Source organism: Gordonia abscondita (assembly GCF_032711245.1).
Classification (GTDB): Bacteria; Actinomycetota; Actinomycetes; order Mycobacteriales; family Mycobacteriaceae; genus Gordonia.
The window spans coordinates 2,137,256-2,159,608 of the sequence record NZ_CP128986.1 but is presented as its reverse complement, the minus strand read 5'-3'; the positions used below and the strand labels follow the sequence as shown (position 1 = coordinate 2,159,608).

Below are 22,353 nucleotides of genomic sequence, written 5' to 3'. Positions count from 1 at the left end.
CGGGTTTCACCGACATCCGCGGCATTGAGGAAAGCCGCGGATGTCGACGAAGCCTGCGGATGCAGCGGCTGGTCACCTCTGGGCGGCGATTACCTCGATCAGCACTTCAACGAAGCGGGCCGGGTAGCCCGGCAGTGCGTCGGGGTCGGCGACGATGCCCAACGTCGTACGGTTGCCGAGGATCAGGCCGGTCACCGAGAACGAATAGCCGATCAACGGTGACAGCGCGGTCAATTCGGCGATCTCGCGCCCCAGCACCGCATGAACGCGCGTGAACCCCGGGTTGATGCCAATGTGGATGTCCGGGCTCATCCGCTTCATCGACTCGGCGACGATCGTGCGCATGTCCGCCCACTCCACCGGCGGAGCGCCGTCGACAGCGGCCAGCGCGAGCCCCAACCGTTCCTCATCGATGAGCTTCAATTCCGAACGGGCATGCGCTATCTGGCTGTCGAGATCAGGATCGTCGCCCGGCAGATTGAGCAGCGACACGGCGACGGCATTTCCGGTGTGCCGGAACTCCGGGTCGAGTGTGACGGGCAACGTGACGCGGATATTCGACGCCTGTGGACCGTCTGAAGCCGGCGGCGCGATACTGACGGCACGGCCGATCGCGGCGATGAGGAACTCGTGAACGGACGCGCCGTGCCCGCGGGCGACCCGCCGGAGTTCGCGGGTCGACGCCGAGAACACGGCGGTCTCCCGTCGCCCGTATCCGGTGAGGGGCGGCCACGCGCGGCCTTGAGCACCGTCCATCCACTGCTTCTCGAACCCCATCCGCGCCTTCGTCAGCACGTCTTCGTCGGGGTCGCCGACCCGGAACCGAGGGCTGGTCGCGAAGCGGTCGAAGCTCGCCAGATCGTCGTCCGACCCGTCGGCGAGCAACGCCGAGAACGCCGCACCGGCGATCCCGTCCGACACACTGTGGTGCACCTTCAACAGCACGTACTGACTGTCCGGCGAGGTCAATAAGGTCAGGTGCCAGTACGGGCGCGGCTGCGGCAACGACTGTTCGAGGAGCGCAGCCACCCGCGGCGCGACGTCGCCGTCGAAGTGTTCCTCGGTAACATGTGCCGGCACGTCGACGTCGTCGGCGACCACGATCTCGGGCGCCTCGTCGCGTCCACCGCGCACACCGATGCGGAACAGTTCGTACCGTCCAACGCGTTGCGCTACCCGCTGACGCACGGCGTCGAGCGTCAACGGATCGCCGTCGCCGAGGGCGAGCAGCATGCCCCAGTGGGCAGGTGCGCCCGGACCGTCCGAGTGTAGATAGACGAAGTCCGAGGGGCCGAAGTCGGCGACGCCGTGCTCGACCGCAGGCGTCACTGGGTGACGCCCAACTTGGATCGGATGGCAGCTTCGAGATCGCCGACAGTCTTGGCGTCGTAGATCTCGCGTTCGGCGAGCTTCACGCCGAGCTTCTCCTCGATCGCGACGACGCCGATGGCGAACGCCACCGAATCCATGCCGAGGTCATCGACCAGCAACGACTCGTCGGTGACACCGTCGAGCGACAGGTCGAGATCCTCGTCGAGGATCTCCTTCAACGATTCACGTACCCGATCAGACATTGACTACTCCTTTTGGTTGGTTCAGCGTCGACTAGGTCAGCGTCGACTTGATCAGCGGCCTTCGGACGCACGCCGGTAGCCGCGCACGGCTAACGGGCCGAAGACGGCGAGCAGACCGACGGTCCACACGATGGTCGCGGTGAGCGGTCCGGCGACGGGACCGCCCTCGGTCAAGCTGCGGATCGCGTCGATCGCCGGACTCATCGGCTGGTTGCGGACCACCGGCTGCAGCCAGCCCGGATACTCTGCGACCGGCGCGAAACCGCTGTTGAAGAACAGCAGGAACAGGAAGACTCCGCCGAGGAACTGCACCGACTGCGGACCCGATGCGACTGTCGCCAGCGCGATGACGGGGGCGGCCACGCCGACGGCGAAGATCATCGGCACCACCCATGCGCCGAGAGCGGGCAGCGCCCCCTGCTCGAAACGGAACCCCATCGTCATCGCGACGAGGAACAGCACGATGGTCGCCAGACCCGTACGCGCTGCTTCCGCGGTGAGTCGGCCTGCGATGAATCCCGATCGCGTCACGGGGAGCGTCCACATACGCGACAGCAGACCGCTGTCGCGCTCGTGGATCAGTGACATCGCCGTCGCGATGGTCCCGTAGAGCGCCCCGACGAGCGCGACGAGGCCGGTGTTGCCGTAGATGCTGTCGCCGGAACCGAGCGCGGTCACCGACTTGCCGAACACGAGTTGGAACATCAGGAGCATGAACGTCGGGAACGCCAACGACTGCACGACGATGCCGGGGTCGCGACTCCACGACTTCAACAGGGTGCCGGTGTGGACGGCGATCTGCGCGAGGGGGCCGACCCCACGTCGAGCAGGCCAGATCTGTGCTGTGGTCATCGGGTCGCCTGTCTCCGTGCGACGGCGGCGACCGCGAGCGCGCCCGCGGTGAGGAGACCCAACGCCCAGCAGATCACGGCGGTCGGATCGAGGTCGGCCCCGGTCGAGAGGGCACGAAGCGCGTCGGAGAACACCGACAGCGGCTGGTTCCGCACGAAGGGCTGAATCCAGCCGGGGAAGCTCTCGGCGGGGACGAGGCCGGTCGACGCCATGACGAGGATCAACTGCGGGATCATCAGGACGCTCGCGACAGCGAGGGAACTCGCGGCGACCGAACCGGCGGCGTCGGTGAGCAGACTCAACGCGACACCGAATGTCACCACGAGAATCAGGAAGCCGATCGTCTCACCCACCCCGTCGTGGAAACGGAAGCCGAGACTGAATCCGACGATCAGCCCGCCGCCGACAGCGAGACACATGCGGACGACGACCCACCCCATGCGGCCGAGGATCGGTGAGACGCGCGGGATCGGCAGGCTCATCAGGCGTTCACGCACTCCCGCGCGGGAGTCGGCGCCTGCCACCTCGGTCGCGGCGATCGCCGTGAAGATGCCTGTCTGCAGGAAGATGATCGGGGTCAGGAACTGTGCGTAGTCGCCGCCGGCTGCTTCGAATCGCTTGTGGAGTGGCACGTAGAAGCAGAGGAAGAAGACGACCGGGCTCAACGTCGCGAACATCGCGTCGCCGGTCCGGAACCCGGTGGCCACCTTCTGACGAGCCAGCGTCGCGGTCGCCGACGCCAGCCCGACGGAGCGGCGTCCGACGGCGGCTTGGAGAGTCGCCGGTTCAGTCGAGGTGAGGGTCGCCGTCATCGGGCTCCAGCCCCGGTGGTCTGCAGGAATACTTCGTCGAGCGAAGGTTGACGCAGACCGATGTCGACGACGTCGATCTGCGCGGTGTCCAGGCGGGCGATGACGTCCCGGACCGTCGACTTTCCGTCCGCAGCGCGGACGACGATCCGCGGGTGGGTCGCGGTGGACGCTTCGTCGTGTTCGATGACGTCCAGGCCGGTCAGCGCGGCGAGAGCGGGTTCGACGTCGGTCCGCTCCACCAGGCTCAGTTCGCACACGGCGGCGCCTGCCTGCTGTTTCAAGGTGCCCGGGGTGCCGGACGCTACGACCTTCCCGCCGTTGAGCATGACAATGTTGTCGGCGAGCCGGTCGGCCTCTTCGAGGTACTGGGTGGTCAGCAGGACCGTGATGCCTTCGGCTCGGAGTCCGGCGACGGTGTCCCACACGGCCGCACGGCTGCGCGGGTCGAGTCCTGTCGTCGGTTCGTCGAGGAACAGTACTTCGGGTCGGGTGATGAGGGCGCTCGCGATGTCGACGCGACGGCGCATGCCGCCCGACAGAGCACCGACACGGCGTGCGCGGACGTCGGCCAGGTCGAACTGGTCGACGAGGTCGTCGATCCGCGTCTTCAACGCGGCACCGCGCAAACCGGTGAGGCGGCCGAAGACCGACAGGTTCTCGGCGGCGGTCAGACTGTCGTCCATCGACGCGTACTGCCCGGTGAGTGAGATGAGTTCGCGGACTCTTGCGGCATCGGCGACCACATCGTGTCCGGCGATCCGCGCGGTGCCTGCGGTGGGTCGCTGCAGCGTCGACAGCAGGGTCACCGTCGTCGTCTTGCCGCTCCCGTTCGGCCCGAGAAGGCCGAGTATCTCGCCCTGTGGCACGTCGAATGAGATGCCATCGAGGGCGGTGACGCTCCCGTACGTCTTGGTCAGGTCCTCCACAGATATCGCGATTGACGCTGACACTGCGTCCTCCCCTTCTTTGGGCGGCATCCGACACCAGCACAGCGCTGGAATATAGGTGAGCCTAACCAATTTAGTTCGGCTTGGCTACGGCGGGGGGACGAACGCCGTAACGACCTGTGTCGAAACCGGGCCGCTCAGCCGAAGATCTCGGTGAAATTCTCGAGCGACGTGTGGACGTCGCCCTTCACGGCAAGCGCCGCGGCCTTGCCGACAGGACCCATCAGCGGAAGGCCGCCCAGCTCAATGAGGAAGCTGATCGTCGAACCGGCACCGTCGGGTTTGACCGCCAGATTCAACTTCGCTTTGACGCCGCCCTTGCCGGAGCCTTTGAGGACCACTTCCTTTGGCCGATCGAACTTCTCGATCTCCCACGTGAAACGGACGCGTGTGCCCTTCGCCTTGATCACCGACGACAACGTAGTGCCCTTGGCGAGTTCGCCGGCGCCGGGCAGCGGGCTGCGCCACCCGTCGTGCAGCACCAGCCACTCCTCGTAGCGGGACAGGTCAGCAGCAGCCGCGAAGGTATCCTCGGGCGACAGATCGACATGAATGGAGTCACTCGTCTTGGCCATGGTCACAGAGCCTAGCGTCTGTCCGGAGGCCCGCGGACTCCTCGGGCGCCTTCTCACGTCGCACGGCGTGTCCGCCGTCATCACCGAAGTCGAGGCTTACGACGGCCCACATGACCCGGCGTCGCATGCCTATACGCGAACCCCCAGGTCAGAGACTATGTACGGGCCGCCGATGCGCCTGTACGTCTACCGGATCCACGGTCATCACTGCGCGAACATCGTGACCAGCCCCGAAGGGGAAGGTTCAGCAGTACTGCTTCGGGCGGGCCGCATCGTCGACGGCCTCGACGTCGCCCGACAGCGGCGGCAGACGATGGTCGACGACGAACTCCTCGCCCGCGGCCCCGGAAACCTCACCAAAGCGGTCGGCATCACCATGTCCGACCTACGCACCGACGTCACGTCCCCGGGCGGCGTTCAGCTCGGAGCGCGCGTACAGACTCCCGGAACGATCCTCGCCGGACCGCGTGTCGGCGTTCGGCTCGCCGCCGACGAACCGTGGCGTTTCTGGATCGACGGCGAACCGTCCGTGTCGGCATATCGCCGCCACCCGAAAGCCGGACGCCCGAAAAGCAGGTAGTCCGCCGATCCGGACCACCTGGTGGCACGGATCGACGGACTGATGACTTGCTGGTAGGAGGCTTACTCGCCGTCCGGCTTCTTCTCCTCGGTCTTCTTATCTTCGGCACCGACAGCCTTGCGAGCGGCGTCCTGCGCCTTATCGATCTGCGACTCGAACTTATTGCCGGTCGCCTTATCGATTGCGTCGCCGCCCTTCTCAATTAGGTCCGGGTTCGACTGCAGCGCGCTCTTAGCCTTGTCAACGATTCCTTTGAGATCCATGGACGGAATTATAGTCACGCATCCAGCGATGCCGCCGACCTACGGCGGTCCAACACTGCGGCGAGAACGCGACTGGACACCTCGACGGCGGCACAACCGACCACGGCGCAGACCCCTGCGACGGCCATCATCCCGGCATTCGACGAATCGAGATGGAACATCCGCTGGCTGAACGGGACAGTGAAGATCAGCACGTATGCGATCACCGACACTGCGACGAGTACCAGCTTCCACCACGTGTACGGGCGCGCGACCACGGCGAGGACATACACCGCGATCGCGATCATCGTCGCCAACGCCGCCGTGGCCGCCTGCGTCTGCTGGGCACCGATCGCCTGCGATGCGCCTGCGATGGCCGCGACCGTGTCCGACGGCGCCAACAGTACGTCGCCGGTGTAGCTCGCCAGTGCGCCCGAGTAGTCGCGGTTGACGAACAGGAAGCAGATGAACGTCGCCAGACCGATGATGATGCCGTTCGGGATCGCCTGCGTCAGAACACGACGGACGAACCCGGTTTTCGCGCGCTCGTTGTTCGGCGCGAGTGACAGGATGAACGCTGGGATGCCGATGGTGAACCACGCCGAAATCGTCACGTGGATCGGCTGGAACGGGTAGCTGACGGGATCCCAGTCGAACACCCTCGCCAGCAGTCCGGCGATCCCGATGAGGAGCGCTAGCAGCACCGCGTACACGGTCTTGGTGAGGAACAGGTTGGAGACGCGCTCGATGTTGCCGATGACGCGTCGGCCTTCACCCACTACGTACGGGAGCGTCGCGAACTTGTTGTCCAACAACACGATCTGCGCGACGGACCGGGCAGCCGACGAACCCGATCCCATCGCGACACCGATGTCGGCGTCCTTGAGTGCGAGCACGTCGTTGACACCGTCGCCGGTCATCGCGACCGTATGCCCCTCGCCCTGCAAGGACGCGACCATCGCGCGCTTCTGGTCTGGTCGGACGCGGCCGAACGCGTCGGCGCCGTCGATCACCTGTGCGAGCTCCGGCTCCTGCGTCGGCAGCTTCCGCGCGTCGACCGCGGATTCCGGATCACCCAGTCCAAGTGAGGCGGCGACCGCGCCGACGGACAGCGCGTTGTCACCGGAGATCACCTTGACGGCGACATTCTGCGAATCGAAGTACTCGATGGTGTCACGGGCATCGGGGCGCACCCGCTGCTCCAAGACGATCAGCCCGACCGGGGTGATCGCGCCCGGCAGATTGGTGCCCGCGGCAGGTTCCGAGTCGACGAGCCTCTCGCACGTCGCGACGAGCAGGATTCGCAGCCCGGTCGAGCCGAGTTCCTGCGCTGCGAGCGCGACCTCCGACTCCGGGTCGAGGAGCACATCGGGTGCACCGATCAACCAGTTCCCGCGGTCGGCGCCGTCGCCGTCGACGAACGAGATGCCGGAGAACTTGTTGGCCGAACTGAACGGCAGGATCGCCGACGTCGACCAACCGGGAGCATCCGGGTATGCCTCGGCCAACGCCTGGATGCTGGCGTTGGGACGTGGGTCTGCCGCCGCTAGCGCGGCCATCGCGGTCTGCACCTGGGCCGGATCGAATGCGTCGTCGACCACGCGGATCTCCGACAGGCGCATACCGTTTTCGGTGAGCGTCCCGGTCTTGTCGGTGCACACGACGTCCACTCGGGCGAGGCCCTCGATCGCCGGGAGCTCGTTGACCAGACACTGTCGCTGGCCGAGCCGGACGACGCCGACCGCGAACGCGATCGACGTCATCAGGACCAGCCCTTCGGGCACCATCGGCACCAGCGCGGCCACCATGCCGAGCAATGCGGTTCGGAGCCCGTTCTCACTGATGAACAGCTGGTTGACGATCGTCAGGATGCCTGCGGGGATCAACAGCCAGGTGATGACCTTAAGAATCTTGTCGATGCCCGACCGGAGCTCCGACGAGACAAGCGTGAACTTGCTGGCTTCAGCTGCGAGCTTCGCTGCGTACGCGTCCGTGCCGACCTTCGTCGCCCGGTAGGCGCCCGATCCGGAGACGACGAAGCTTCCCGACATGATCTCGGCGCCGAGCGATTTGTCGACGGCGTCGGCCTCACCTGTCAGCAGCGACTCGTCGATGTCGAGAGCTTCGGATTCGACGGTCTCGCCATCGACCACGACCTGGTCGCCCGGCCCCAGCTCGATGATGTCGCCGACGACGACCTCGTCGGGCGCGATCTCGCGCGCTACTCCTTCTCGGCGCACGATCGGCTTGGTCTGGCCGACGATCGCGAGCCGGTCGAGGGTCCGCTTGGCGCGGATCTCCTGAATGATTCCGATACCGCTGTTCGCGATGATCAACAGGCCGAACAGCCCGTTGATGAACGACCCGGTGAACGCGACGATCGCGAACAGCACACCGAGGATGGCGTTGATACGGGTGAAGACGTTGGCCTTCACGATGTCGGCGACGCTGCGACCCGACTTGTCCGGCATCGTGTTCGCCTGACCGGCGGCCGTCCGTTCGGCGACCTCTGCCGAGGTCAGGCCGGGGACCCGGTCCGTGGTCATACTCATGCGTGTCGCTCCCACCAAGTCGGATCGTTGATCGCGGTTCCGACACGGTCGACCGCGTCGAGGGTGGAGCCGGGTCGGGGCACGCACACGTCGACCCCCGCCGCTTCCGCCGCGGGCAGCAGCCGTCGGACGGGGTCACCCCACGAATGCCGCGCAAGGTTGAAAGTACCCCAATGGATCGGGATCAGAAGGCTGGCGCGCCCGCCGCCGTTGACCAACTCATGGACGGTTACCGCCTCTTCCGGGTTGAGGTGAATGTCGGGCCACAGCGGGTCGTATGCTCCGATCGCGATGAGCGTCGCGTCGAACGCGCCGTGCTGTTCGCCGACTTCCCGGTACGCGTCGGTGAAGCCGGTGTCGCCGGAGAAGAAGAACGAGTGCGACGGTCCACTCACCGCCCAACTCGCCCACAGCGTCTCGTTCCGGGTGAACCCGCGCCCCGAGAAATGGCGGGCGGGATACGCATCGAAAGTGATTCGTGTGTCGCGCACCGAGAGGGCGACGCTCCCGTGCCAGTCGGCGGTGCGGATCCGCTCGGCGCCGATATCCCAGTGACGCAGGTGCGCGTCTACCCCGATCGGCGCGACGAACACCGCGTCCGGCTGCATCCGCGCGATCGTCGTGACCGTGCCGGTGTCGAGATGGTCGTAGTGGTCGTGGCTCAGTAGCACCACGTCGATCGGCGGCAGCGCCGCCGCCGTGATGGGGACGTCGTGCATCCGCTTGGGACCGACGAGCTGCGACGGTGAGCATCGGGCGCTCAGCACTGGATCGAGCAGGACACGCACACCATCGACGTCGACGATCGCGCTGGCATGCCCGAGCCAGGTGATCGACAGCGCCGCGGGCTGGGGCGCCACGACGGGCCGCAGCACCGGTATCACCCCGGTTGGCGCACCGGGCCGACGGAGCATGTCGACGAACACGCCCGGCCCTGGAGCGCCCGCCGCGACCGCGGCGGGCTCCCGGTTGGCGAAGACGCCGCCCGAACGGTTCGGCGATCCCGCGGTGGCGTCCACGATCGCAGCGGTCGGCGCGCCCATGGCGCGCAACGGTCCAGGAATCACAGTCACGGATCCAGACTAGTCACGGATCCAGACTGGTCACGGATCCAGACGGGGGCCTCGGGTCGACGGCCCGCTTCGCGCGTGCGCCGGGTGCGATTCGCCTCGACAATAAAGTGAGACCTGTGTCATGATTATCGTATAGTTGATCGATCGATCTACTATCTCGATGGAGAGGCTGCCCCGATGCGGACCGGCAAGTATCAGCCCGACTGGGCCGCCGTCGACGACGCGGTGCGCCGCGCCGGACTCGACGCCCCCGTCCTCGCCCTGGACCTCGACGCGCTCGAAGCCAATATCGGCGATCTTCGCCGTCGCGCGAACGGTGTGCCGATCAGGGTCGCGTCGAAGTCGTTGCGGGTGCGATCGATGATCGACCACGTCCTCGACCGCGACGGCTTTTCCGGAGTGCTAGCTTACGACGTCGCCGAAGCCCACTGGTTGGCGACCACATCGGGAATCGACGATGTCCTCCTCGGCTATCCGACGTGCCGCCGCGAAGCACTCGCCGCGCTACTCGCCGACGAGACCGCGTGCTCGCGAGTGACCCTGCTCATCGACGACCGAGCCCAGCTCGACGTCATCGACGCCGTGACACCGCCCGGGAAGCGTCCGACTGTCCGCATCGCCATCGATCTCGACGCCTCGCTGCAGGCCGGGCGCGGACGCATTCACCTCGGCGTCCGCCGTTCCCCGATCCACACCGTCGCACAGGCGACGGCACTCGCCCGGGTAGTGCAGGCCCGCGACGGGTTCCGTCTGGTCGGCGTCATGTCGTACGAGGCGCAGGTCGCGGGGGTCGGGAACGGGGTCGACGGCAAGCCAGCGATGAACACCGCCGTCCGCGCGATGCAAGCGATGTCGATGCGCGAGGTCCGGCATCGGCGCGGTGAAGTGGTCGCGGCGTTACGACACCTCGCCGACCTCGAGATCGTCAACGCAGGCGGCACCGGATCACTCGAAGAGACGGCGAAGGACAAATCGGTCACCGACATCGCCGCAGGGTCCGGACTCTTCGGCGGGCACCTGTTCGACAACTACCGCCACTTCCGTCCCGCCCCGGCGATGGCGTTCGGCCTCGACGTGCTGCGCCGGCCCGCTCCCGGAATCGTCACGTGCGGCGGCGGCGGGTGGATCGCGTCCGGGCCGCCAGGCATCGACCGTCTGCCGAAACCGGTGTGGCCGGCAGGCCTCGAATACGTCGGCACCGAGTCGGCAGGTGAAGTGCAGACCCCGCTCTCCGGGGAAGCTGCCGACGGATTGTCAATCGGCGACCGAGTATGGTTCCGCCACACCAAATCCGGTGAGGTGTGCGAACGAGCCGAGCGCGTGGCACTGATCCGGCGAGACGCAGCGGGCATCCTCGACGTCGTCGACGAGGTCCCGACCTATCGAGGAGAAGGAAAGTGCTTCCTGTGACCGGAACCTGGACCAACTGGGGTGGCACCGTCTCGTACACCCCCGCCGAGGTGGTTGTCCCGCGAACCGTCGACGAACTCGCCGACGCGGTTCGCGGGGCAGCCGGACGCGGCGACACCGTGAAACCGGTCGGCGCGGGCCACAGCTTCACCCCGATCGCCGTCGCTCCCGGCGTCCAAATGAACCTGTCGAAGCTCCGCGGCGTCCGAGCCGTCGATCTGGACCGCAAACGGGTGACACTCGCCGCCGGGACACACCTGCACGAGATCCCGGGAATCCTGGAACCGCTCGGACTGGCGATGGAGAATCTCGGTGACATCGACCGCCAGACCATCGCCGGGGCGACGTCCACGGGCACGCACGGCACCGGTGGCCGGTTCGGCGGGATATCCACCCAGATCCGCGGGATACAGCTCGTCGACGGCATGGGCACGATCCGCGACATCGGCGAGGACGATCCCGACTTGAAGGCCGCCGCCCTCGGGCTCGGCGCACTCGGCGTCCTCACCGAGGTCACTCTCCAATGCGTCGACGCGTTCGCTGTCCGCGCTGTCGAAGGGCCCGCGAACGTCGATGAGGTCGTGGACGGTTTCCTCGACCGAGTCGCCGAATTCGACCACTACGAGTTCTACTGGTTCCCGCACACGAACGCGACACTCACTAAGTCGAACAGCAGGCTGCCCGCGGACACGCCGTCCGACGGACCGAGCCCGCTACGCCGCTACATCGACGACGAACTGCTCGCCAACCGCACCCTCGGAGCGCTGACGGCCGCGGGGTCACGAGTGCCGCGGCTGGTCCCGGCCTTCAACCGAGTAGTCGGCGGCGCGCTGTCGGCGCGCACCTTCACCGACCGATCGGACAAGGTCTTCGTCTCCGATCGTGACGTCCGATTCCGCGAGATGGAGTATGCGATCCCGCTCGCCGAAGTGCCTGACACGCTGCGCGAGGTCCGGTCGGCGATCGAGGGTCGGCACCGCGTCAGCTTCCCGATCGAAGTACGGGCCGCCGCCGCCGACGACCTTATGCTGTCGACGGCGAGCGGCCGCGCGGCAGGCTACATCGCTGTCCATCGCTTCCATCGCGACGACCTCGCATCGGTGCAGGACTACTTCCGCGACATCGAAACGATCATGACGGCCCACGGCGGTCGCCCCCACTGGGGCAAGATGCACACGCGCGAGGCCGCCTACTTCCGCGAGGTGTATCCACAGTTCGACGCGTTCCTCGCCGTGCGGGAACGCTTCGATCCGCAGCGCGTGTTCACGAACCCATACTTGGAGACCGTGCTGGGCGCCTGACCGCTGCACCCCCACCGCGTTTACTTGCCGTGGAACACCGGCGGCCGCTTCTCTTCGCGCGCGGCGCGAGCCTCTTTCGCGTCGTCGCTCATCCACGCGGCGATCATCGCGTCGCGCCGATCCTGTGGGGCTTCGTCGCGCGCGCCGTCGCCGGTGAGCACCATCTTGTAGTGGCGAAGCGTCAGCGGTGCGAGGCCTGCGATCGTGGCGGCCCAGTGCTGGGCATCGGAGAGGTCGCCGATCTTGTTGGCGAAGCCGAGGTGGTAGGCGCGGTCTGCGGACAGCGGCTCACAACCGATCAAGATCCCGCGCGCGGGACCGCCACCGACGAGAGACACGAGACGTCGGATCGTCCATTCGTCCAAGGCGACGCCGATCTTCGCCGCGGGGATGCCCGCGACGGCTTCGGGGGCGACCACCCGTAGATCCGCGGCCATCGCCAATTGGAGGCCACCGCCGAGCGCCGGACCGTTGACGGCGGCGATCACCGGAATCGGCGTCGACTCGATCTGCTCGATCACTTCGACGAGTCGTGCGGGGAACGCCGGGTCATATACCGGTCCCGACAGGTCGGCGCCCGCGCTGAACACTGAACCGCGTCCGGTCAGGACGATAACGCGCGCGCCCGCGTCGACGGCGTCGGTGAACGCCTGCGACAGGTCGCGCAGCATGTCGTAGTCGAGGGCATTTCGCTTGGCCTCGCGGGCCAGTTCGATAGTGGTGACTGGGCCGTCTGTGGTGCTCACGATCATGAAGGCAGAATACCGAGGCGAGCGACGGCACACTCAGTCGCCGGCGTGATCGGGCGTGTCCGTCACCGCCCACCGGACGGCGAGCCCGTCCAGGAGCAGGTCGAGGCCGAGCCGGTAGTCGTCGTCGACGCCCTCGTCATCGTCGACCGGACCGCCGATGTAGCCGCCCGAGAGCAACAAGGGTGCGAGGTAGGGCAACCGCTCGGTGGTAACCACTTCCCCGAGTTCAGCGAAGGCTTCGGCGCCGAACTCGAAGTCTTCCTGCCCTGCCAGATCCCGTTCCAGGCTGGCGAACGACGCCACGTACGACGAGATCGCGAGGACCACCGAGATCTGCTCGCCTCCACTGAGTCCGAGTTCACTGAGGGCGCGCATCCCCTGGTCGGCGATGTACATCGACGCGGGCATCAGCACCGACGTCGGGCTTCGGGGGATGTCGAGCATCCAGGGATGCTCGCGATACATGTCCTGGAGAAGGTCGGCCCACGCACGGAGGTCGTTGCGCCAGCCGGCGGCTGACACATCGGCGGCTGACACATCGGCGGCTGGGGTCGGCAGCAACGACTCCGAACCGATCATCAGCAGCAGCAGCTCGTCTTTGTTGGCGACGTACCGGTACAGAGACATCGTGGTGAATCCGAGGTCTTTGGCAACTCTGGCCATGGTGACTGCCGCGATGCCCTCGGCGTCGGCGATCGCGATCGCCTGGGCGACGATCTGCTCGTGCGAGAGTCCGCGTCGCGGCCCATTCTGCGACGGCACATATGTCCCCCACGCGATGGCGACCGACCTAGGCAGCCCGCTCTCGGTCTTCTCCGTCATCCTCCCACTCTATGTCCGCCCCAAAAATCTGTGTACACCACATACTGTGTATGCAATACTCTGTGTATGTCATACACAGCAGCTCCGATAATTCAGCTCACCGACCTCACCAAACGCTATGGCGACCACCCCGTGCTGACCGGTCTGTCACTGACCGTCAAACCAGGCATCCACGCAATGCTCGGACCGAACGGCGCCGGGAAGACAACGCTCATCGACATCCTGACCACACTCCGCCCCCACGACGACGGCGACGCCACTGTGCTCGGCCTCGACCTCGCGACGTCCGGAGCCGACATCCGGAGCCGGATCAGCGTGACCGGTCAGTTCGCGACCGTCGACGAGGTCCTCACCGGACGCGAGAACCTGATCATGATGGCTCGACTCCTCGGGCTGTCCTCTCGCAACGCTCGTCACCGGACCGACGAACTACTCGATCGCTTCGGTCTCGCCGATGCCGCGGATCGACGTGCGTCCGCCTATTCCGGCGGCATGCGACGACGCCTCGACCTTGCCGTCAGTCTCATCTGGCCGCCCGAGATCCTCTTCCTCGACGAGCCAACCACAGGACTCGACGCACACAGCAGGCTGGCGTTGTGGCAGCAGATCCGCGAACTGGCCGAGCACGGGACCAACGTCTTCCTCACCACGCAGTACCTGGAGGAGGCCGACGCACTCGCGGACGAGATCTCAGTGCTCGACCACGGCGGGATCGTCGCGCGCGGCAGCGCCTCAGAGCTCAAAGAACGAGTCGGCGGCGCAGTACTCACCCTGCTCGACGACGGCGTCGTCGTCGACGAGATCCCCACGGACGGCACGGCGAACGACCTCGCGCGCCTGACCGCCGCCGTGTCCGCCGACCGACCGGATCTCGTGGTCGAACTCCGGCGTCCGACCCTCGACGATGCCTTCCTCCAACTCACCGGACACTCCGCGACAGACGAGGCAGCGTGATGACCACGCCAGCCCCGGGCGTCAGCGCCCTGACTGCTTCTCGAATCCTCGTCGGCCGCTCGGTCCGCCACAGCGTCCGCGACATCGACGCGATGATCATGGCGGTGATGCTGCCCGTGATGCTGATGCTGATGTTCGTCTTCGTCTTCGGCGGCGCGATCTCCGACACCGGCAGCTACCTCGACTACGTGGTGCCTGGCATCGTCCTGACCTGTGCCGGGTTCGGTGCAGCGAGTACAGGCGTGTCGGTCAGCCAGGACATGACGTCGGGCGCCATCGACCGGTTGCGCACCATGCCGGTGGCCGCGGCAACCGTTCTCGTCGGGCACACCGTGGCGAGCGTCGTCCGGAACCTCGTCGCGACCGGCGTCGTCGTCCTCGTCGCCGTCGCCCTCGGGTTCCGTCCCCACGCGAACATCGTCGACGGTGCGGGAGCACTCGGCCTCATCGCGTTGTACATCCTCGCCATCACGACGGTGTTCGCGATGCTCGGACTGGTCGCGGGATCCGCCGAAGCCGCCAGCGGCTACGGATTCATCATCCTGTTCCTGCCGTACGCGTCCAGCGCGTTCGTCCCTATCGAGTCGATGCCCGGTTGGCTCCAGGTATTCGCGGCACACCAGCCCGCGACCCCGGTGATCGAAGCGACGCGAGCACTTCTGGCTGGCCAGGCACCTGGGGTCGATGCGGCAATCGCCGTCGCCTGGTGCGTCGGGATCATCGCGGTCGCCGCGGCGCTGACCGCCTGGGTGTTCCCGCGCCGGACCGCGCGGTGAGCATGCCCCGCACCCCACAGACGACGCGACGCCCGGAACCATCGGTTCCGGGCGTCGCGTGCGAGAGTCTCAGGCGCCGAGCAGGTCGATCACGAAGATCAGCGTCTTGCCCGACAGGCGGTGTCCCGCACCTTCGGGTCCGTACGCCAGTTCCGGCGGTACGACGAGGCGGCGGCGTCCGCCGACCTTCATGCCGGGGATGCCTTCCTGCCATCCGGGGATCAACGCTTCGAGCGGGAAGTTCGCGCTCTGGCCGCGGTCCCACGACGAGTCGAACTCTTCGCCGGTCTCGAACTCGACGCCGACGTAGTGCACGTCGACCATGCCGCCACGCTGGGCCTCGGCACCGTCACCGACAACGAGATCGGTGATCTGGAGTTCGGTCGGGGCCGGGCCCTCCGGGAATTCGACTTCGGGCTTGGTGTTGTCTGCCATGGTTCTAGCGATCTCCCATCGACACGAAGTCGCGCTCGGTGTAACCGGTGTACAGCTGGCGCGGACGGCCGATCTTGGTGGTCGGGTCGGCGTGCATCTCGCGCCAGTGCGCGATCCAACCGGGCAGACGGCCCAGCGCGAAGAGCACGGTGAACATGCGCGTCGGGAAACCCATCGCACGGTAGATGACGCCGGTGTAGAAGTCGACGTTCGGGTAAAGCTTCCGCTCGATGAAGTAGTCGTCGCTCAGCGCGACCTGTTCGAGGCCCTTAGCGATGTCGAGGAGTTCGTCTTCGACACCGAGCGCGGCGAGGATCTGATCGGCGGTCTTCTTCACGATCGCGGCGCGCGGATCGTAGTTCTTGTAGACGCGGTGACCGAAGCCCATGAGCTTCACGCCGTCTTCCTTGTTCTTGACCTTGGTCATGAACGCCTTGGTGTCGCCGCCCGACGCGCGGATCTCGTCGAGCATCTCCAGGACGGCCTGGTTGGCGCCGCCGTGCAGCGGGCCCCAGAGCGCGTTGATGCCGCCCGAGATGGACGTGAACAAGTTGGCCTGCGACGAACCGACGAGGCGAACGGTCGACGTCGAGCAGTTCTGCTCGTGGTCGGCGTGCAAGATGAACAGCATGTCGAGAGCCTTGGCGATCTCGGGGTTCACCTCGTACGGCTCGGCGGGGAAGCCGAAGGTCATGCGCAGGAAGTTCTCGACGAGACTCAGCGAATTGTCCGGGTACAGGAACGGCTGACCCTGCGACTTCTTGTACGCGTACGCGGCGATCGTCGGCAGCTTCGCCAGGAGTCGGATGGTCGCGAGCTCGACCTGCTCGGGATCCTTCGGGTCCAGGGAGTCCTGGTAGTAGGCGCTCAGCGCGTTGACTGCGCTCGACACGACCGGCATCGGGTGCGCGTTGCGCGGGAACCCGTCGAAGAAACGCTTGAGATCCTCGTGCAGCAGCGTGTGCCGCTGGATTCGGGTGGTGAAGTCCTCGAGCTCACTCGGGGTCGGCAGCTCGCCGTAGATCAGCAGGTAACTGACCTCGATGAACGTCGACTTCTCGGCGAGCTGGTCGATCGGGATACCGCGGTAGCGCAAGATTCCCGCGTCGCCGTCGATGTAAGTGATCGATGACTTGGTCGACGCGGTGTTCACGAAACCGCCGTCGAACGTCGTCAAACCGGTCGTCGACAGGAACGAGCCGAGTGCGACCGAGTCGCTGCCTTCCGAAGCCTTCAGAATAGGAAGATCGATCTTTCCACCGGGGTAGGTGAAAGTACCGGTCTGCTGATCGGCGGCGCCATTCTCCACGGACACACAAACCCCTTAGCAATCGCGGGTGAGCAGTTGTTGGTTACAACCTAGTCGGCTTTCTACTCGGCCGCCCACTGAGGGTCCCCCGGGGATCACCACGGGTTTGCTCACAGGGAGGCCTGCGACTTCTCTCGTCGCACGCTCAGCTTACTCATATCCCGATACCGTGAGTTCATGCGTGAGCACCCGGCAGGAGACGACGCTATTCTCCTCGACTTCAGCGGACACGCCGACGCCGCACAGGCGGCGGCGCGGGCCGCGACAGCGTTGCGGATGGCCGCAGACGATGGACGGCTGACCGTCGCCGATGTGGTGGCGAGCGCCGAAACGGTTCTGGTAGAGGCATTTCCGGGTTCTGGCGTGAACGAGCTCGGGGTCCGCCGCGTGGTGCACGATATGGCGGTTGACGACGGCCGGGCCGCCGACTCGGCGTCGACGTCCGGCGACCGGATAGTCATCGCAACGGTGTACGACGGGCCCGACCTCGCGGCCGCCGCATCGATCGTCGGCTGCTCGGTCGATGAGCTGATCCGAGCGCACACCGCGGTGCTCTGGCGGGTCCAGTTCATGGGTTTCGCGCCCGGCTTCGGCTATCTAATCCCCGACCGGTCGAGTGAGATATCTGACATCGAACTCCTCGCGAAGATCGAGCGGCGCAGCCAATCGCGGCCCGTCGTTGGGTCCGGGTCGGTCGCGGTCGCGGCCGGCTACAGCGCCGTCTATCCGCGCGAGAGCCCAGGCGGGTGGCATCTGCTCGGGCGGACGAGCCGCCGGATGTGGGACTCGGCGGCGGTCCCGCCCGCGATCCTGTCGACGGGTTCGGCCGTCCGTTTCGACCGGGTGCACGCATGACGGGCCCGCACGCCGAGTTCGTGGTCGCCTCGACGGGACTCCTCGCGACGGTGCAGGACCTCGGGCGACCAGGACACGCATACCTCGGCGTGCCCCGGTCCGGCGCAGCCGACCGGGTGTCGTTCGCGCTCGCGAACCGGCTCGTGGGCAATCGGGAGGACGCCGCGTGCGTGGAGGTGACCCTCGGCGGCTTCTCAACTCGGCTCCACGGGACTGCTCTCGTCGCCGTGGCCGGTCCGACCACCGTCGTCCGGGTGGACGGGCGAGCGGTCGGCAGCCATTCGGCGATCGCGCTCAAGAACGGCCAGACGTTGTCGGTGACGGCGCCACGTCGCGGCTGCCGCAACTATGTCTCGGTCCGCGGCGGGTTCGCGGTCGCCGCCGAACTCGGCTCGCGGTCCACCGATACCCTGTCCGGGTTGGGGCCTGCGCCGCTCGCCGTCGGCGACGAACTGCCCGTCGGAACGTTGTCGTCGACGTGGCCCGCAGTGATGTTCGCGCCACCCGCTCCGTGCCCCGCGTCGCCTACCGTCACCCTCACCATTCGACTCGGTCCACGCGCCGACCGCCTCGTCGCTCCGGATTCACTGACCGACGGAGCGTGGGTGGTGAATCCGGCGAGCAATCGGATCGGCGTGCGCTTGGATCGCCCCGACGACAGCGCCGAATCTGTTGTGGCGCATCACGATCTACCGGAGCTCGCGTCCGAGGGCGTCCCGCTCGGCGGGGTGCAGATTCCACCGAGCGGACAGCCCGTGGTGTTCCTCGCCGACCATCCGGTGACCGGTGGATACCCGGTCGTCGCGGTACTGGCGCCGTCGTCGTTGCAGCTCGCGGCGCAGCTCGTCGGCGGCGACCGTGTTCGCTTCGTTCTCGGGTGAAGCCATTGCTTTTAACCTGAGACGTATCTAGAATTTCGTCTCATGACGGACGTGCTGCCCTACCAAGCGACCGACTCCGCGGCTGTGCCGCTGACGCCCCTGGGCCCCGACTCGGTGACCTGGCGGTACTTCGGCGACTGGCGCGGCATGCTGATGGGCTTGTGGTCGGGTTCGATGCAGAACATGCATCCGAAGCTCGCAGCAGGCGTCTGGGACCATTCGGACTTCTTCGGCGAACGCTGGGAGCGTCTGATGCGGTCGCTGTATCCGATCTCCGGCGTCGTCTTCGACCAGACACCCGAGACCGGCCGGGAGGTCCGCGACTACCACTTGACGATCAAGGGGACGATGGACGATGGGCGGCGCTACCACGCTCTCGACCCGGATGTCTTCTACTGGGCACACGCGACGTTCTGGTACGGGAACATCCGGTGCGCCGAGGCGTTCGGCCCACCGATCTCCGAGGCCGACAAGCGCGCCCTGTTCGAGGAGTCGCGCAACTGGTACGCCGCCTACGGAATCAGCATGCGCCCGTGTCCGGACACGTACGACGAGTTCGAAGAGTATTGGGATCACATGTGCCGCCGGGTACTCCGTGACCATGATGCGGTGCGCACCGTTCTCGACATCACGTCGCTGCCCGCTCCGCCGTGGGCACAGCCGTGGATGCCTGACTGGTTGTGGAGGCGGCAGGTTCAGGTGATCCAGCAGGTGTTCATGTGGATCACGACCGGCCTCTACGACGAGCCGATCCGCGAGATGATGGGGCTGACGTGGACCGATAAGGACGAGCGCCGGTTCCGCCTGTTCGGCAAGGCCGTCGACCGGACGATGCGCCTGCTGCCAGCTCGATACCGCCGCCACCCGCGCGCCAGGGACGCCGACGACCGGGTCAGCGGTCGGGTCGCACCCGACGCTCCCCTTCTCGAGACGCCGAGCCGCAACCTGCCCTCCGGGGCCGAGCGGGACAGCCCGATCCACTACTGCCCCGTCACTGCGGGCAGGCGCGCGAACCTCCCGTGGCAAAGCAACGAGGTGAACGACTGAGCCGCTGACGACGGCATCCGTCGCACGGCCGGGGATCAGTCCTCGACGTGGGCGTCGCGTTCGCGAACGACCACGCGGTACCGCCAAAACGCGGGCACCGCGAGCGCGACGAGAACGGTTCCAATCACAGTGAGGACACCGCCGCCTGCGACCGTCGCGGCAGTGCCCGCGACCGCGGCAGACGCACCGTGCGCGACATCGGCGATGCGCGGGCCACCGGCGACGATGACGGTGAAAACCCCTTGCAGTCGGCCGCGGACGTCGTCATTGGCTGCGGACTGCAGCATCGTCTGACGGAAGGCGGCGGACGCCATGTCGGCGGCGCCGCCGATCATCAACGCCACCACCACCAGCGGCAGGACCGGGAGCGGCGAACCATTCGCGAACAGCAGCAGCCCTCCGGACACGGTGATCGCCAGACCCCACACGACGATGCAGACGACCACCGCCCGTCCCTGCCGCTGAACCCGCGACACCCAGCCCGACAGCACGCCGCCGACGACGGCGCCGAGCGGAATCGCGATGAACAGCAGCGCGAACGCGACACCGCCGTCGGTCGGTCCGCCGAAGTCCTGGTGCGCCATCTGCGGGAACAGTGCGCGCGGCATCCCGAAGACCATCGCGATGAGATCGACGACGAACGACATCAACAGCACCGGCTGCGTCTTCAGGTAGACGAGGCCGTCGATCACCGACTTGAGGCCCGGGGTCGTCGGCTTCACCCCCTCGGGCAGTTCCGGCGGCAGCGCAGGCAACGCGACGACCGCCCACAATGTGGCGAACAGACAGATCGCGTCCACGAGGTAGAGCAGCGAGAAACCGAGCACCGGAATCAACGCGCCGCCGACCAGTGGGCCGGCGATCGCACCGGCTTGCATCACCGTCATGTTCAACGAGTTCGCCGCCGGAAGGTCCTCCCGTTCCAGGATCCTCGGGAGGACGGCGGTACGCGTCGGCTGATTGACAGCGAAGAACGCCTGCTGGAGCGAGAACACACCCAGCAGGATCCATACGTTGTTCCAGCCCGCCGCCGCCTGCGCCCAGAACAGGACGCTCGTCGCGATTAGGCCGAAGGTGGTCACGAACAGGATGCGGCGGCGGTCGAACGTGTCGGCGAGCGCGCCGCCCCACAGTCCGAAGATGACGAGCGGCACGAGACCGAACACGCCGGTCAACCCGACGTACGCGGAACTGCCGGTCATCGCGTAGATCTGTGCGGGCACCGCGACCACCGTCAGCTGCGCGCCGATGACCGTGACGATGTTCGCCCACCACAGGCGACTGAAGTTCTTGTTCTTCAGCGGCGTGGTATCGGCGAGGAGTCGAGCCACTACGGTTGCAGTCGTTCGACGCGCCACGAGTCACCGTCACGCACCGCGCGCACCCGATTGTGGAGACGGTCGGCGCGTCCCTGCCAGAATTCCACGATGTCCGGTTCGATCCGGTAGCCGCCCCACTTCTCCGGGACCGGGACGGGCCCGTCACCGAGAGCGGCAGCCGCCCCGGCGGCCTTCGCCTCCAACGCCGCCCGCGACACGATCGGACGCGACTGGTCGGACGTCGACGCCGACACCTGCGATCCGCGCGGACGCGAACTCCAGTACGCGGCCGTCTCCTCGGCACTCACCTTCACGACCGGTCCTCGCAAGTGCACCTGCCGTTCCATCGCGATCCACGGAAATGTGACCGCCGCATACGGATTCGCCGCGAGCGCCCGCCCCTTATCGGAGTCGTAGCCGGTGAAGAAGACGATCCCATCGTCGCTAACGCCCTTACAGAGGACGGTGCGGGTGGCCGGACGACCGTCCGCATCGGCCGTTCCGACGATCATCGCGTTCGGCTCGGCGACACCCGCGTCGATCGCATCCGCGAGCCAGGCGTCGAAGAGTTCCCGCCACGGCGGATCGCCGGTCAACCACGCGACGTCGAGGTTCTCGGCGACACCGTCGCGCCCCGTCGCATCAGCCGCTCCGTAGCCAACCCGCATGTTCTGCATTTCGACCTGCCCGCTCACGAGAACTGATGATATTCCTGCGGTCAGACTGTCGGACAGATGGCCGAGGTGATGTAGTCGGCGACCTGCGCGTGCGACATGTGCCGTGCCGGCGACAGGAGTTCCGCATAAATCGCGCTGACCATGAACTCGACGGCCGCTGGCGGATCAGGATGCAGATACGCGGCGAGCGGCGACGGTTCGATGTGGCTGAGCGCCCGGTCGGTCACGATGTCGACGAGTGTGGGCTGCGAGCCCGCGCGGATCAGCCACGGCAGCAGCCTGCTCGCATCGATCCTCAGCGCGGCGACGAGCGGCTCGTTGCGCGCGTTGTAGTCGAGCACTTCGCGGACCAGCATGTGGACGGTTTCGCGTGGTTGGTCGGCGAACCGGAGACGACCGAGGAGCATCTGTTCGAGCCGATCGAGCTCGTCGGCCACGAGAGCGCCGATCAACTCCTCCCGCGACGAGTACCTGCGGTACACGGTGGCCCGGCCGATACCGGCCTCCCGAGCGACGGCGGCCAAGGTCAGCGCGTCGAGTCCCACCCGCTGCACCACGCGGCGCGTCGCTGCCAACACCTCATCACTCGCGGACATGCCTCGAACTGT

General features: G+C 66.7%; 24 protein-coding genes. 8 read left to right on the top strand and 16 right to left on the bottom strand.

Translation table 11 applies throughout. The annotated features are described in order from the left end of the window. Nucleotides 1-72: 72 nt before the first annotated feature. The 6 genes from MP11Mi_RS10200 to MP11Mi_RS10175 all read right to left on the bottom strand — a co-directional run bounded on the left by MP11Mi_RS10200 (nt 73) and on the right by MP11Mi_RS10175 (nt 4,760). On the bottom strand, nt 73-1,329 hold the full coding sequence (locus tag MP11Mi_RS10200) for a wax ester/triacylglycerol synthase domain-containing protein (protein WP_420038820.1): 1,257 nt from the start codon (nt 1,327-1,329) through the stop codon (nt 73-75). After that, on the bottom strand, nt 1,326-1,574 hold the full coding sequence (locus MP11Mi_RS10195; RefSeq protein ID WP_420038819.1) for an acyl carrier protein: 249 nt from the start codon (nt 1,572-1,574) through the stop codon (nt 1,326-1,328). Before MP11Mi_RS10195 ends, MP11Mi_RS10200 begins: the two co-directional genes overlap by 4 nt. A gap of 51 nt (nt 1,575-1,625) precedes the next feature. Next, nucleotides 1,626-2,426: an ABC transporter permease gene (locus MP11Mi_RS10190; protein ID WP_420038818.1), complete on the bottom strand. Its 801-nt coding sequence runs from the start codon at nt 2,424-2,426 to the stop codon at nt 1,626-1,628. After that, nucleotides 2,423-3,238: an ABC transporter permease gene (locus tag MP11Mi_RS10185; protein WP_420038817.1), complete on the bottom strand. Its 816-nt coding sequence runs from the start codon at nt 3,236-3,238 to the stop codon at nt 2,423-2,425. Before MP11Mi_RS10185 ends, MP11Mi_RS10190 begins: the two co-directional genes overlap by 4 nt. Next, nucleotides 3,235-4,188, bottom strand: coding sequence for an ATP-binding cassette domain-containing protein (locus tag MP11Mi_RS10180; RefSeq protein ID WP_420038816.1), 954 nt, complete (start codon nt 4,186-4,188; stop codon nt 3,235-3,237). The genes MP11Mi_RS10185 and MP11Mi_RS10180 overlap by 4 nt, the downstream gene beginning before the upstream one ends. Nucleotides 4,189-4,322: 134 nt before the next feature. Then, nucleotides 4,323-4,760, bottom strand: coding sequence for a type II toxin-antitoxin system Rv0910 family toxin (locus MP11Mi_RS10175; protein ID WP_420038815.1), 438 nt, complete (start codon nt 4,758-4,760; stop codon nt 4,323-4,325). Between MP11Mi_RS10175 and MP11Mi_RS10170 the strand changes: the two genes are divergently transcribed. Further along, nucleotides 4,738-5,340 carry a DNA-3-methyladenine glycosylase gene (locus tag MP11Mi_RS10170; protein ID WP_420038814.1) on the top strand — a complete coding sequence of 201 codons (603 nt, stop codon included), beginning with the start codon at nt 4,738-4,740 and terminating at the stop codon, nt 5,338-5,340. The two genes, MP11Mi_RS10175 and MP11Mi_RS10170, sit on opposite strands and share 23 nt — an antisense overlap. A gap of 62 nt (nt 5,341-5,402) precedes the next feature. Here MP11Mi_RS10170 and MP11Mi_RS10165 read toward each other — a convergent pair whose 3' ends face one another. Genes MP11Mi_RS10165 through MP11Mi_RS10155 form a run of 3 tightly spaced genes read right to left on the bottom strand, consistent with a single transcriptional unit; the run spans nt 5,403 to nt 9,207 of the window. After that, complete coding sequence (locus MP11Mi_RS10165) at nt 5,403-5,603, bottom strand: antitoxin (protein ID WP_420038813.1); 201 nt, start codon at nt 5,601-5,603, stop codon at nt 5,403-5,405. Between the two features lie 14 nt (nt 5,604-5,617). Beyond that, nucleotides 5,618-8,134, bottom strand: coding sequence for an HAD-IC family P-type ATPase (locus tag MP11Mi_RS10160; protein WP_420038812.1), 2,517 nt, complete (start codon nt 8,132-8,134; stop codon nt 5,618-5,620). Beyond that, nucleotides 8,131-9,207 carry an MBL fold metallo-hydrolase gene (locus MP11Mi_RS10155; protein ID WP_420038811.1) on the bottom strand — a complete coding sequence of 359 codons (1,077 nt, stop codon included), beginning with the start codon at nt 9,205-9,207 and terminating at the stop codon, nt 8,131-8,133. Before MP11Mi_RS10155 ends, MP11Mi_RS10160 begins: the two co-directional genes overlap by 4 nt. Before the next feature lie 177 nt (nt 9,208-9,384). Between MP11Mi_RS10155 and MP11Mi_RS10150 the strand changes: the two genes are divergently transcribed. Together MP11Mi_RS10150 and MP11Mi_RS10145 are read left to right on the top strand one after the other, a co-directional pair. After that, a complete protein-coding gene (locus MP11Mi_RS10150) occupies nt 9,385-10,617 on the top strand; it encodes an amino acid deaminase/aldolase (RefSeq protein WP_420038810.1) in 1,233 nt (410 codons plus the stop codon). After that, the gene (locus MP11Mi_RS10145) at nt 10,614-11,918 is read left to right on the top strand and encodes a D-arabinono-1,4-lactone oxidase (RefSeq protein WP_420038809.1); all 1,305 of its coding nucleotides are present in this window, start codon (nt 10,614-10,616) and stop codon (nt 11,916-11,918) included. The genes MP11Mi_RS10150 and MP11Mi_RS10145 overlap by 4 nt, the downstream gene beginning before the upstream one ends. A 20-nt stretch (nt 11,919-11,938) precedes the next feature. Here MP11Mi_RS10145 and MP11Mi_RS10140 read toward each other — a convergent pair whose 3' ends face one another. Further along, a complete protein-coding gene (locus MP11Mi_RS10140; protein ID WP_420038808.1) occupies nt 11,939-12,670 on the bottom strand; it encodes an enoyl-CoA hydratase in 732 nt (243 codons plus the stop codon). A 33-nt stretch (nt 12,671-12,703) separates the two neighbouring features. Further along, nucleotides 12,704-13,492 (bottom strand): TetR/AcrR family transcriptional regulator, encoded by a 789-nt coding sequence (locus MP11Mi_RS10135; RefSeq protein WP_420038807.1) that lies wholly within the window; start codon nt 13,490-13,492, stop codon nt 12,704-12,706. Between the two features lie 66 nt (nt 13,493-13,558). Between MP11Mi_RS10135 and MP11Mi_RS10130 the strand changes: the two genes are divergently transcribed. Beyond that, complete coding sequence (locus MP11Mi_RS10130; protein ID WP_420038806.1) at nt 13,559-14,446, top strand: ATP-binding cassette domain-containing protein; 888 nt, start codon at nt 13,559-13,561, stop codon at nt 14,444-14,446. Further along, nucleotides 14,446-15,222, top strand: a complete 777-nt coding sequence (locus tag MP11Mi_RS10125; protein ID WP_420038805.1) for an ABC transporter permease — start codon at nt 14,446-14,448, stop codon at nt 15,220-15,222. The genes MP11Mi_RS10130 and MP11Mi_RS10125 overlap by 1 nt, the downstream gene beginning before the upstream one ends. A gap of 69 nt (nt 15,223-15,291) precedes the next feature. Here MP11Mi_RS10125 and MP11Mi_RS10120 read toward each other — a convergent pair whose 3' ends face one another. Both MP11Mi_RS10120 and MP11Mi_RS10115 read right to left on the bottom strand, forming a co-directional pair. Beyond that, nucleotides 15,292-15,657, bottom strand: a complete 366-nt coding sequence (locus tag MP11Mi_RS10120) for an FKBP-type peptidyl-prolyl cis-trans isomerase (protein WP_236996124.1) — start codon at nt 15,655-15,657, stop codon at nt 15,292-15,294. Between the two features lie 4 nt (nt 15,658-15,661). Continuing rightward, the gene (locus tag MP11Mi_RS10115; RefSeq protein WP_420038804.1) at nt 15,662-16,972 is read right to left on the bottom strand and encodes a citrate synthase; all 1,311 of its coding nucleotides are present in this window, start codon (nt 16,970-16,972) and stop codon (nt 15,662-15,664) included. Nucleotides 16,973-17,143: 171 nt separating this feature from the next. On the opposite strand from MP11Mi_RS10115, the gene MP11Mi_RS10110 reads away from it, so the two are divergent. From MP11Mi_RS10110 to MP11Mi_RS10100, 3 genes are read left to right on the top strand one after another with little or no spacing between them, the layout of a single operon-like run. Further along, complete coding sequence (locus MP11Mi_RS10110) at nt 17,144-17,821, top strand: 5-oxoprolinase subunit B family protein (protein ID WP_420038803.1); 678 nt, start codon at nt 17,144-17,146, stop codon at nt 17,819-17,821. After that, entirely contained in the window at nt 17,818-18,702 is an 885-nt protein-coding gene (locus tag MP11Mi_RS10105; protein ID WP_420038802.1) for a 5-oxoprolinase subunit C family protein, read from the top strand. Before MP11Mi_RS10110 ends, MP11Mi_RS10105 begins: the two co-directional genes overlap by 4 nt. A gap of 42 nt (nt 18,703-18,744) precedes the next feature. Then, nucleotides 18,745-19,749 (top strand): oxygenase MpaB family protein, encoded by a 1,005-nt coding sequence (locus MP11Mi_RS10100; RefSeq protein WP_420038801.1) that lies wholly within the window; start codon nt 18,745-18,747, stop codon nt 19,747-19,749. A 35-nt stretch (nt 19,750-19,784) separates the two neighbouring features. Here MP11Mi_RS10100 and MP11Mi_RS10095 read toward each other — a convergent pair whose 3' ends face one another. Genes MP11Mi_RS10095 through MP11Mi_RS10085 form a run of 3 tightly spaced genes read right to left on the bottom strand, consistent with a single transcriptional unit; the run spans nt 19,785 to nt 22,341 of the window. Next, nucleotides 19,785-21,080 (bottom strand): MFS transporter, encoded by a 1,296-nt coding sequence (locus tag MP11Mi_RS10095; RefSeq protein ID WP_420042068.1) that lies wholly within the window; start codon nt 21,078-21,080, stop codon nt 19,785-19,787. Continuing rightward, nucleotides 21,080-21,736: a pyridoxamine 5'-phosphate oxidase gene (pdxH, locus tag MP11Mi_RS10090; RefSeq protein WP_420042067.1), complete on the bottom strand. Its 657-nt coding sequence runs from the start codon at nt 21,734-21,736 to the stop codon at nt 21,080-21,082. Before pdxH ends, MP11Mi_RS10095 begins: the two co-directional genes overlap by 1 nt. Before the next feature lie 50 nt (nt 21,737-21,786). Further along, nucleotides 21,787-22,341 carry a TetR/AcrR family transcriptional regulator gene (locus MP11Mi_RS10085; RefSeq protein WP_420038800.1) on the bottom strand — a complete coding sequence of 185 codons (555 nt, stop codon included), beginning with the start codon at nt 22,339-22,341 and terminating at the stop codon, nt 21,787-21,789. Nucleotides 22,342-22,353: the final 12 nt, after the last annotated feature.

Coding starts and splice junctions, on each gene's coding strand:
- MP11Mi_RS10125 (WP_420038805.1), top strand. CDS start 14,446: ATGACCACGCCAGCCCCGGGCGTCAGCGCCCTGACTGCTTCTCGAATC.
- MP11Mi_RS10130 (WP_420038806.1), top strand. CDS start 13,559: ATGTCATACACAGCAGCTCCGATAATTCAGCTCACCGACCTCACCAAA.
- MP11Mi_RS10190 (WP_420038818.1), bottom strand. CDS start 2,426: ATGACCACAGCACAGATCTGGCCTGCTCGACGTGGGGTCGGCCCCCTC.
- MP11Mi_RS10140 (WP_420038808.1), bottom strand. CDS start 12,670: ATGATCGTGAGCACCACAGACGGCCCAGTCACCACTATCGAACTGGCC.
- MP11Mi_RS10120 (WP_236996124.1), bottom strand. CDS start 15,657: ATGGCAGACAACACCAAGCCCGAAGTCGAATTCCCGGAGGGCCCGGCC.
- MP11Mi_RS10085 (WP_420038800.1), bottom strand. CDS start 22,341: ATGTCCGCGAGTGATGAGGTGTTGGCAGCGACGCGCCGCGTGGTGCAG.
- MP11Mi_RS10135 (WP_420038807.1), bottom strand. CDS start 13,492: ATGACGGAGAAGACCGAGAGCGGGCTGCCTAGGTCGGTCGCCATCGCG.
- MP11Mi_RS10105 (WP_420038802.1), top strand. CDS start 17,818: ATGACGGGCCCGCACGCCGAGTTCGTGGTCGCCTCGACGGGACTCCTC.
- MP11Mi_RS10170 (WP_420038814.1), top strand. CDS start 4,738: ATGGAGTCACTCGTCTTGGCCATGGTCACAGAGCCTAGCGTCTGTCCG.
- MP11Mi_RS10175 (WP_420038815.1), bottom strand. CDS start 4,760: ATGGCCAAGACGAGTGACTCCATTCATGTCGATCTGTCGCCCGAGGAT.
- pdxH (WP_420042067.1), bottom strand. CDS start 21,736: ATGCGGGTTGGCTACGGAGCGGCTGATGCGACGGGGCGCGACGGTGTC.
- MP11Mi_RS10110 (WP_420038803.1), top strand. CDS start 17,144: ATGCGTGAGCACCCGGCAGGAGACGACGCTATTCTCCTCGACTTCAGC.
- MP11Mi_RS10185 (WP_420038817.1), bottom strand. CDS start 3,238: ATGACGGCGACCCTCACCTCGACTGAACCGGCGACTCTCCAAGCCGCC.
- MP11Mi_RS10195 (WP_420038819.1), bottom strand. CDS start 1,574: ATGTCTGATCGGGTACGTGAATCGTTGAAGGAGATCCTCGACGAGGAT.
- MP11Mi_RS10100 (WP_420038801.1), top strand. CDS start 18,745: ATGACGGACGTGCTGCCCTACCAAGCGACCGACTCCGCGGCTGTGCCG.
- MP11Mi_RS10160 (WP_420038812.1), bottom strand. CDS start 8,134: ATGAGTATGACCACGGACCGGGTCCCCGGCCTGACCTCGGCAGAGGTC.
- MP11Mi_RS10150 (WP_420038810.1), top strand. CDS start 9,385: ATGCGGACCGGCAAGTATCAGCCCGACTGGGCCGCCGTCGACGACGCG.
- MP11Mi_RS10165 (WP_420038813.1), bottom strand. CDS start 5,603: ATGGATCTCAAAGGAATCGTTGACAAGGCTAAGAGCGCGCTGCAGTCG.